At 46.0% G+C, this 9,362-nt stretch carries 2 protein-coding genes; both read left to right on the top strand.

Translation table 11 applies throughout. The features are described 5' to 3' along the window. On the top strand, positions 1–1,450 hold a 1,450-nt coding region (locus tag ACSLGF_RS18395; protein ID WP_456007722.1), incomplete at its 5' end, for a condensation domain-containing protein. A gap of 19 nt (positions 1,451–1,469) precedes the next feature. Then, positions 1,470–9,362, top strand: a 7,893-nt coding sequence (locus tag ACSLGF_RS18390) for an amino acid adenylation domain-containing protein (protein ID WP_456007720.1), incomplete at its 3' end; no start/stop codon positions are given.

Raw genomic sequence — 9,362 nt, 5'->3', positions numbered from 1 at the left:
CCGTCCATATATCGAAGAAGCTGGTCAAATGACAGCTGACCAATCACCTGTCGAAGGGGAAGTCATTTTGACGCCGATTCAGCGCTGGTTCTTTGAACGACACTTTAGCAGCCAGCATCATTGGAATCAATCCGTTATGCTTCATGCCCCAAAAGGTTTAAATGAAGCGATCGTCAAGCAAGTGTTGGAGCAGCTGATGATCCATCACGATGCATTGCGGTTGATTTATCCATTGGAAGAAGGACGCATCATCCAGCGTCATCGTGGAGTGGAAGAAAACGTTGTGACAGTTGATGTGATTGAAGTACAAGGGGAGCTCACGCAGCAAATGCAGCAGGTAGAAAAGCTGGCAAATGAAGTGCAGGCGAGTATTTCTTTAACAGAGGGACCATTAGTGAAACCTGCTATTTTCCGAACGGAGCAGGGAGATCACCTATTGCTTGCCGTACACCATCTTGTCATCGATGGTGTGTCATGGCGTATTTTCCTTGAAGACTTCATGGCTCTTTATGAACAGTCGAAGCGCGGGGAGGTCCTGACACTTCCTGAAAAAACACATTCATTCCAAGAATATGCCCAGAGGCTGACAGAATACGCTGTGTCAGATGACCTTCTAGCGGAAAGAGCCTATTGGAAAAAGGTACTTTCACATTCAGTCACACCGCTTCAGAAGGATCATGTCACGGATGATCAACGAATGATTCATACGCAGACAATTCGCTTTACATTATCTGAGGAGGAAACGCACAGTCTGCTGACTGATGTACATGAGGCCTATCACACAGATATAAACGATATTTTGCTGACAGCATTAGGATTATCGATGAAAGAGTGGACAGGTGAAGACAGACATTTGATTCACCTTGAAGGGCATGGAAGAGAGGAGATCCTTCCGGCGGTCAATGTGTCACGGACCATCGGCTGGTTTACGAGTATGTATCCTGTGTTACTGGATATGTCTCATGCAGCCGATCTGCCTTATCAAATCAAGCATTTAAAAGAGGAACTAAGGCACATTCCGAACAAGGGAATCGGTTATGGCATTTTAAAATACTTAACGCCTGACAAGATGAAAAGCGACATTGCGTTTGATGTCACACCAGACATCAGCTTTAATTACCTTGGCCAGTTTGATGAACAGATCGGAGGCGGTGAGCTGAATCGATCCGTGTGGCATGCAGGTCAATCGCTTAGCCCTGAATCAGAGAAACCTCATGCGCTAGATATTGTTGGTTTTGTTGAACAAAGCATGCTCCATGTGACGATTTCATATCATCACCTTGAATTTGAAGAATGTACGATGGAACAGTTCAAGGATCTCCTAGAAAAGAATGTGAAGGTCCTGATCTCTCATTGTGTATCACAGGATGAGACCCAGATCACACCTAGTGATGTAGGGGATGATGATCTCACGATGGATGAACTTGAAAAGCTAATGGATATATTTTAAGCAAATGAAGAGGTGGACTATGAGCAAACAGAAAATTCAAAAGGTATATCCTTTAACACCAATGCAAGAAGGCATGCTGTATCATGCCATGCTAGACCCTAATTCCTCCTCTTATTTCACACAGCTTGAGCTTGGAATAAGCGGAGAGTTTGATCTCGATCTTTTTGAAAAGAGTCTCAATGAGCTTATACGGACATATGACATTCTCCGTACAGCCTTTGTCTATCAGCAATTACAAAAGCCTCGTCAGGTTGTACTAGCTGAACGTCATCTAGATGTGTATAGAGAGGATCTATCTCATCTAAATCATCAGGAGCAGCAAAAGGTATTAGATCAATATAAAAAGCAATTGAGAAAGCAAGGATTTCACTTAACGAATGATCTGTTGTTGAAAGTCGCTGTTTTTCAATTAAATGAAACAAACTGGCATCTCATTTGGAGCAACCATCACATCATCATGGATGGTTGGTCCATGGGTGTTTTGATGAAAAAACTGTTTCATTACTATGAATCTTATCGAAACGGCCGAACGCCTGACCGCTCACAAGGTAAGCCTTATGCAGACTATATTCAGTGGCTTGGAAAACAAAACAAACAAGAAGCGGAAGGCTATTGGAAGGAGCGTCTAGACGGTGCTGTTCAGCATCAAGGGCTGCTTCATCAGAAAGAGGCGAACGGGCAATACGACCATCAGGAATGGACGTTCACATGGGATGCTGACATGGTACAAGCCATTCAAGATGCAGCAAGACAATGCCAAGTGACAGCACCGAACCTATTTCAAGCTGTCTGGTCCGTTCTTTTAGGCACATATCATGCGGCAGATGATGTCACATTCGGAACGGTCGTATCGGGAAGGCCTCCAAGTGTGTCTGGGATTGAGTGCATGGCAGGGCTGTTTATCAATACGATACCAGTCCGGGTGACATTGGATCAGGAGCAGACTTTCAAACAACTGTTTCAAAAGGTTCAGCAGCATGCCCTGGAAGCGGAAAACTATGATTTTATGCCGCTTTATGAGATGCAGCAAAAGACAGCCGGTGGAGGACAGCTCTTCGATCACTTGGTTGGGTTTGAGAACTATCCTTTAGATCAAGAGCTGTCTGGTGACACCATGTCTGCACGTCTTGGTTTCTCGATTGATGTAAAGGATGGATTTGAACAAACGAATTTCGATTTGAATGTCCTTGTCTATCCAGGTAAAACGTGGACATTGAAAATGAAATACAATGCAATAGCTTTTGAAGAACAGGTGATTCGAAATATCTCTAAACACCTGACCCATCTCATGAAGCAAATCATCCAAAACCCTGACGTACGCCTTCATGAAGTGACATGTATGACGGAAGAAGAAAAGCAGCAGATTGAAGCGTGGAACAAGACAGAGCGAGATTATCCGAAGCACCTGTCCATTCCTGAGCTTCTCAAGGAACGCATCAAGGCGCAGCCTGACCATCTGGCATTAGTCGAAGGAGATCGAGCATTCACATATGAAGAGCTTGGACAAGAAATCCATCGATTAGCTGGCAGTCTGGTTGAAAACGGTGTACAGCCCGAGGATGCTGTCGCGGTGTATATGAACCGATCAGCAGATGCGGTCATCGCCATTTTAGCGGTTCTTCATGCAGGGGCTGCTTATGTACCGATTGATCCATCCCAGCCTGAGGAGAGAATCCAATTTATGCTTGAAAACAGCGGCGTATCGATTTTGCTTTATGCTGACAGCCAGCCGCCAGTTTATGAAAGCATCAAGGCTATTCATGTGACAGACATGTCGAATCGCTCACACGTGGACGTATCAGTCCGGACGTCTCCTTCTCAATTGGCGTATATCATGTATACGTCGGGCTCAACTGGACGGCCAAAAGGTGTTCAAATTGAGCATCAGCATATTGTGAGATTAGCATGTTCTCAGGGAAAATTGGGTTTGAACGCTTCGGATCGTATGGCACATACAGGGGCAGTCAGCTTTGATGCCATTACCTTTGAAATCTTCACCACGCTGCTGGGTGGTGCGACGCTTTATCCTGTTGACCGTGATACTTTATTGGATATCAATCGATTCGAACAATTTATGCAAACACATCAGATCTCGGCGCTCTTTTTAACGACTGGATTATTTAATCAGCTGGCTCAGCAGCGACCGCAGATGTTCAAAGGATTAACCACATTAATCACAGGCGGCGATGTGATCAATGTGAAGAGTGCAGAGCTTGTGAAAAAGAATCATCCAGCACTTGTATTACTGAATGCATATGGCCCGACAGAAAATACAACGATCTCGACCATTTATGAAGTGAGAGGGAATGAAACGGGCACGATCCCAATTGGTCAGCCGATTCATCATTCGTCAGCCTACATTTTAGATGACTATCAAAGACTTCAGCCAATTGGCGCGCCAGGAGAGCTGTATGTCGGCGGTGATGGTGTCTCAAGAGGATATCTCCATCGTCCAGATTTGACCAATCAAGTATTCATGGCAGACCCTTTTAAGCCGGCAGGACGTTTGTATCGAACGGGGGATTTGGCTAGGTATGGCGCGGATGGCCAGATTGAATTCCTCGGCCGGAAAGATGATCAAGTGAAAATTCGCGGCTTCCGTATTGAGCTCGGTGAAATTGAAACGATGCTTCAGCAAGAGACTGGCATAGATGATGCGGTTGTACTCGTCCATGAGTCTTCTTCAGATGAAAAGGAAATCACCGCTTACTTCACGGGGACTATGACAGAAGAAGAGGTGCGGGCTTTATTCAATCAAGAGCTACCAGCTTATATGGTGCCGCATCATGTGATGAAGCTAGATGCTTTTGCGCTTACAGCGAACGGAAAGGTAGACCGAAAAGCCTTACCAAAGCCAGACGAAGCGCATCGTGAAGAGATCAAGATCATTCCGCCTGAAACCGAAACGGAAAAGGCACTCGCTCAAATTTGGGAGGAGCTCCTTGGGAAAACGATTGGAGTAGACGAGCATTTCTTCATGGCTGGCGGACATTCTCTCAAAGCGATGATGATGTCAGCGAAGATTCAAGAGGTGTTTCAAAAGGAAGTCCCGATTCAAGTGATTTTTGAAAAGCCAACGATTCGCTCATTAGCGGCATATATCGATCAGGACGGTCAAGAAGAACAGGGACATCCAATCTTACCAGCAGAGCAGTCGGAGGACTATCCGGTATCACCAGCTCAGCGCCGTTTATACATTTTGCAGACACTCGAACCTGACAGCACGAACTATCATATTCCAATCGTATTAACGCTTGAAGGTACACTCGATCATCAGCGGCTTAGCTCAGCGTTTGATGAGTTGATCCAAACGCATGAAATTTTGAGAACAAGTTTTCATATGAAAGGTGAAGACATTGTACAAAGGGTGCATGAACGTACTGCATTTGACCTTCCTGTCCATGACATAAAGGAAGAAGATGCAGAGGCGTTTCTCTCAGAGCAGCAATCACCATTTGATTTGACAGCCGCACCCCTTTTACGAGCCCAGCTGTTGAAAGTCAGTGAAGACCGTCATCTTCTAGTATTGGAAGCACATCATCTCATTACAGATGGCAGCTCCATGAAGACGTTCATTCAAGATTTGGCGAAGGCCTATGATGGAGAAGCACTTGCAGAAAGAGCCATTCATTATAAAGATTACGCTGTCTGGCAGTTAAGTGAAGAAGAGACGGAGAAACAGCGGGAGCATGAAGCGTATTGGCTGAAGCAATTCGAAGGGGAATTACCGGTTTTAGAGTTGCCAACAGACTACCCGCGTCCAGCTGAACGTGATTTTTCCGGAGAACGAGTGATGTTTGGCTGTGATCCAGTGACGACTCAGCGCATTCATGAATTGCTTCAGAAAACAGATACGACCTTGTATATGTTCTTGTTATCTGCATTTCAAGTGCTGCTCGCTTCCTATAGTGGACAGGAAGATATCATCATTGGTTCCCCTGTTGCAGGGCGGACACACCCAGATATACAGGACATGCCGGGGATGTTTATCAATACCATTGCGATGCGCGGGAAACCAGAACAAACCAAATCATTTTTACAGCTGCTTGAAGAAATAAAAGAAACGAGTGTCGAGGCTTTTGTACATCAAAGCTATCCACTCGAAGAGTTAATTGCGCGTCTTCCGCTAGACCGTGATACAACTCGGAGCCCGCTCTTTAGCGTTTCATTGAATATGCAGAACATGGAGGTTCCAGCTCTAAGGCTCGGCGATCTTCACATATCGCCTTATGCCATTCAGCATCGCTCGGTCAAATTTGATCTGTCTCTAGAGGCATTTGAACGTGAGGGAGAATTAAAACTGAGCCTTGACTATGCAACGGCGTTATTTAAAGAGGAGACCGTCCGCCGGTTAGGAACTCATCTTCTGGCGATTATTCGTGAGGCGATCCACCATCCGGATGAACAGATCGGCTTGCTCAATATACTGGACCAGCATGAGCAAATGGAGCGGTTGGAGAAAAAAGATGAAGGGCAAACGAATCGTCATGAGCCATTCCATGTCCAATTTTCACGTCAGGCAATGGAAACGCCAGATGCCATTGCGGTCATGGATGATCAAAGGAAGCTCACCTATCGCGAGCTTGATCATATGTCAAATGCACTTAGCAGTGAACTGAAGATTAGAGGCGTAGAGAAAGAAAGTACTGTGGCGCTCATCCTTGATCGCTCTGTTTATGTCGTCGTCTCAATGCTCGGTGTGATGAAAGCAGGAGGTGCATTCGTACCAATTGATCCGGCTTTTCCTGCCGAACGTATCCGCTATACATTAGAAGATTCAGGTGCACAAGTCATCGTCACAAATGAGACGCATACCCATTCATATAAGGATCAGCAGTCTCTTCAAGTGGTACATGTCGAAAAAGCAGTGCACCAAAACCATTCGTTAGATCTGCCGGATGTATCGGTTGATCAGCTAGCTTATGTGATTTATACATCTGGTACAACAGGGAAGCCGAAGGGTGTACAGCTTACGCATCGTAATCTATCACACTACGTCACCTGGCTGACAAATGAGGTAACACTGCAAGAATATGATCGAACTGCACTGCTTTCTTCTTATGCATACGATCTCGGTTACACAAGTATTTTCCCTGTCTTAAAAGCAGGGGGTACACTCTATGTTCCTCGTGAAGATGTGTATACAGACCCTGTGCGTCTCATGCGTTTCATTGATGAGCAAGAATTGACTTATATCAAAATGACACCATCCCTATTTCATATGATGGCAGATTCTAAGAATCATGAATTTGACGCTTTACGCCTTGTTGTACTTGGAGGAGAATCCATTGTCCCTGAGGATGTTGAGACATTTATGAAGCAGCATCCATGCGTGGCAGTGATGAACCATTACGGTCCAACAGAGACAACCATCGGAACAGTGACCAAGCTGATCACACTGAATGAGCTGGACGCTTTAAAGGAACGCTCTATAATCGGGCAGCCAATTGCTCATACAAGAGCGCTCGTATGCAATCGAGAGCAGCGTCTTGTCCCTTATGGCGCACCGGGAGAGCTTTATATATCTGGGGAAGGCGTGTCGAAAGGGTATTTGAATCAGCCTGAATTAACAGCAGAGCGTTTTCTTGAAAATCCATTTTTCCCTCAAGAGCGGATGTATCGGACAGGGGATTTGGTCAGACAGCATGCAAATGGAGACATTGAGTTTCTTGGAAGAGTAGATGATCAAGTGAAAATCCGCGGCTACCGAATTGAGAAACAAGAAATTGAGCATGCCGCGCGTGCACTTTCAACCCTTCAAGAAGTGTATGTCAAAGTGCTTCACCTGTCTCGTTTGCCTGAGCTGGCGCTATATTATACAGCGCCTGAACATATTGGAACGCTGGCGTTTAGAGAAAAGCTTGCGGAGGCACTGCCGGATTATATGATTCCAACCTATTTTGTCAAAGTGGATCACATTCCGCTCACACAAAACGGAAAGGTGGATGCGAAGTCTCTGCCGCTTCCACATGAGGTGCATATGAACCGTACGGCGCACGTAGCACCAGAAACGGTACTTGAGCAAACGCTTTGTGCCATTTGGTCAGATGTTCTTGGGGTTGAACAAATCGGTGTTCATGACCATTTCTTTGAATTAGGAGGTCACTCCCTCAAAGGCATGGTACTCATTTCGAAGATGCAAGCCAAGCTGAACAAGCATGTGCCGCTCAAAGTCCTTTTTGAAAAGCCAACCATACGAGCGATGGCCGCATACTTGGAAGAAGCTGATTCTTCAGTCGTCACATCCATTCAGCCAGCGGAAAAGCAAGATTTCTATCCCGTCTCTTCCGCACAAAAGCGTATGTATGTGTTACAGCAGCTGCATCCAGACGCAGTCACCTACCATATGCCAGCCGTTTTAATGATGGAAGGAAGCCTTGATCTGCAGCAGCTGGAAGAAGCGCTTCAAGCGTTAATCGAAAGACATGAATCTTTGCGGACAGCCTTTGTGGAAATTGACGGTGTACCAGTTCAAAAGGTATACCGCCGAGTACCGTTTACGTTAGAGGTTGTTGAAATGGAGAGCGATCAGGAGCAATCCGTCGTAGAGGAATTCATCACACCATTCTCCTTACATCAGGCACCGTTAATGAGAGCGAAAGTGGCAAAGCTTTCTGATGAGAAATTTGTGTTCATGATGGATATCCACCATATCATTGCAGATGGTGTCACACGCAGTCTGCTCATTCAGGAATTGGCGCAGCTGTATGAGAAAAAGGCGTTACCGCCAGTTCAGCTGCACTACAAGGATTATGCGGTATGGCAGCAGGAGGAAAAGCAGCAAGCATCGCTTGAAAAACAGCGGCAGTATTGGTTGGAGCAATATGCACAACCTCCAGAAGATTTGGCGCTTCCGCTTGATTTTCCGCGCCCTAGTGTTCAGTCATTTGAAGGAGACCGAGTCGATAGATGGTTATCTGCTGAAAAAACGCAGTCCATCAAAACGCTCATGGCTGAAAAAGGTGTGAGCTTGAACATGGTGATGCAAACCGCGTTTGCCATTTTCCTTCATAAATTAACTGGGCAGACAGATATCGTGATAGGCGCTGTGACAGCAGGACGTACACATGCTTCACTCGAACGGATTCCAGGCATGTTTGTGAATACACTGGCCATTCGAAATGAATTGCAGCTGGAAGAAACCACCGAGCACCTGCTTGAAACAATGAAAGATCGCAACCTATCAGCCTATGAACATCAAGGATTCCCGTTTGAGGAATTGGTTGCACAGTTAGATCTTCCGAAAGACACGAGCCGCAATCCATTGTTTAGTGTCATGCTGACAACGGATGACCGTGACCTGACGTTACCGGATCTGAATGGACTAAAGCTCTCCCAAAAGCAGCAGGACACGGTTCATGCAAAATTTGACTTAACTCTTGGTGTATTTGAAGAACAAGATCAAGTGGGCCTGCGCTTTGAGTATGCAGCGGCACTGTTTAAAAAGAGTACCATGCAGCGCTGGAGTCGATATTTTGAACAAATCATAGACGAAATGCTGGCGAAGCTGAAGCAGCCAATTTCAGCGCTATCTATCTTAATGAAAGAAGAAAAGAAGGAACTGCTCGGCGAATGGTCAGGGCCTGTCCTCGACGTTCCGTCAGATCAAACCGTTCATGCATTGATTGAGGCACAGGCACATGGAGCACCTCATCAAAAAGCGGCAGTTTTCTGCGGAACAAGCTGGACGTATGAAGAACTGAATAACCGGGCAAATGTAGTCGCTTCAAGACTCATCTCAAACGGCATAAAACCAGGAGATCGCGTCGGCATTCTCACCCGCCCATCCCTTGACATGACAGCCGCCGTCCTTGGCGTTCTCAAGGCTGGTGCGGCATTCGTTCCGATTGATGCCGATTATCCAGCGCAGCGCATTGCGTACATGCTGGAAGACTGCGGGGCAGAAGTGCTT

The sequence above is a fragment of the Bacillus sp. A015 genome, from assembly GCF_053851875.1.
The sequence above is the reverse complement of the archived record's forward strand: the minus strand, read 5'-3'. Positions and strand labels throughout refer to the sequence as shown.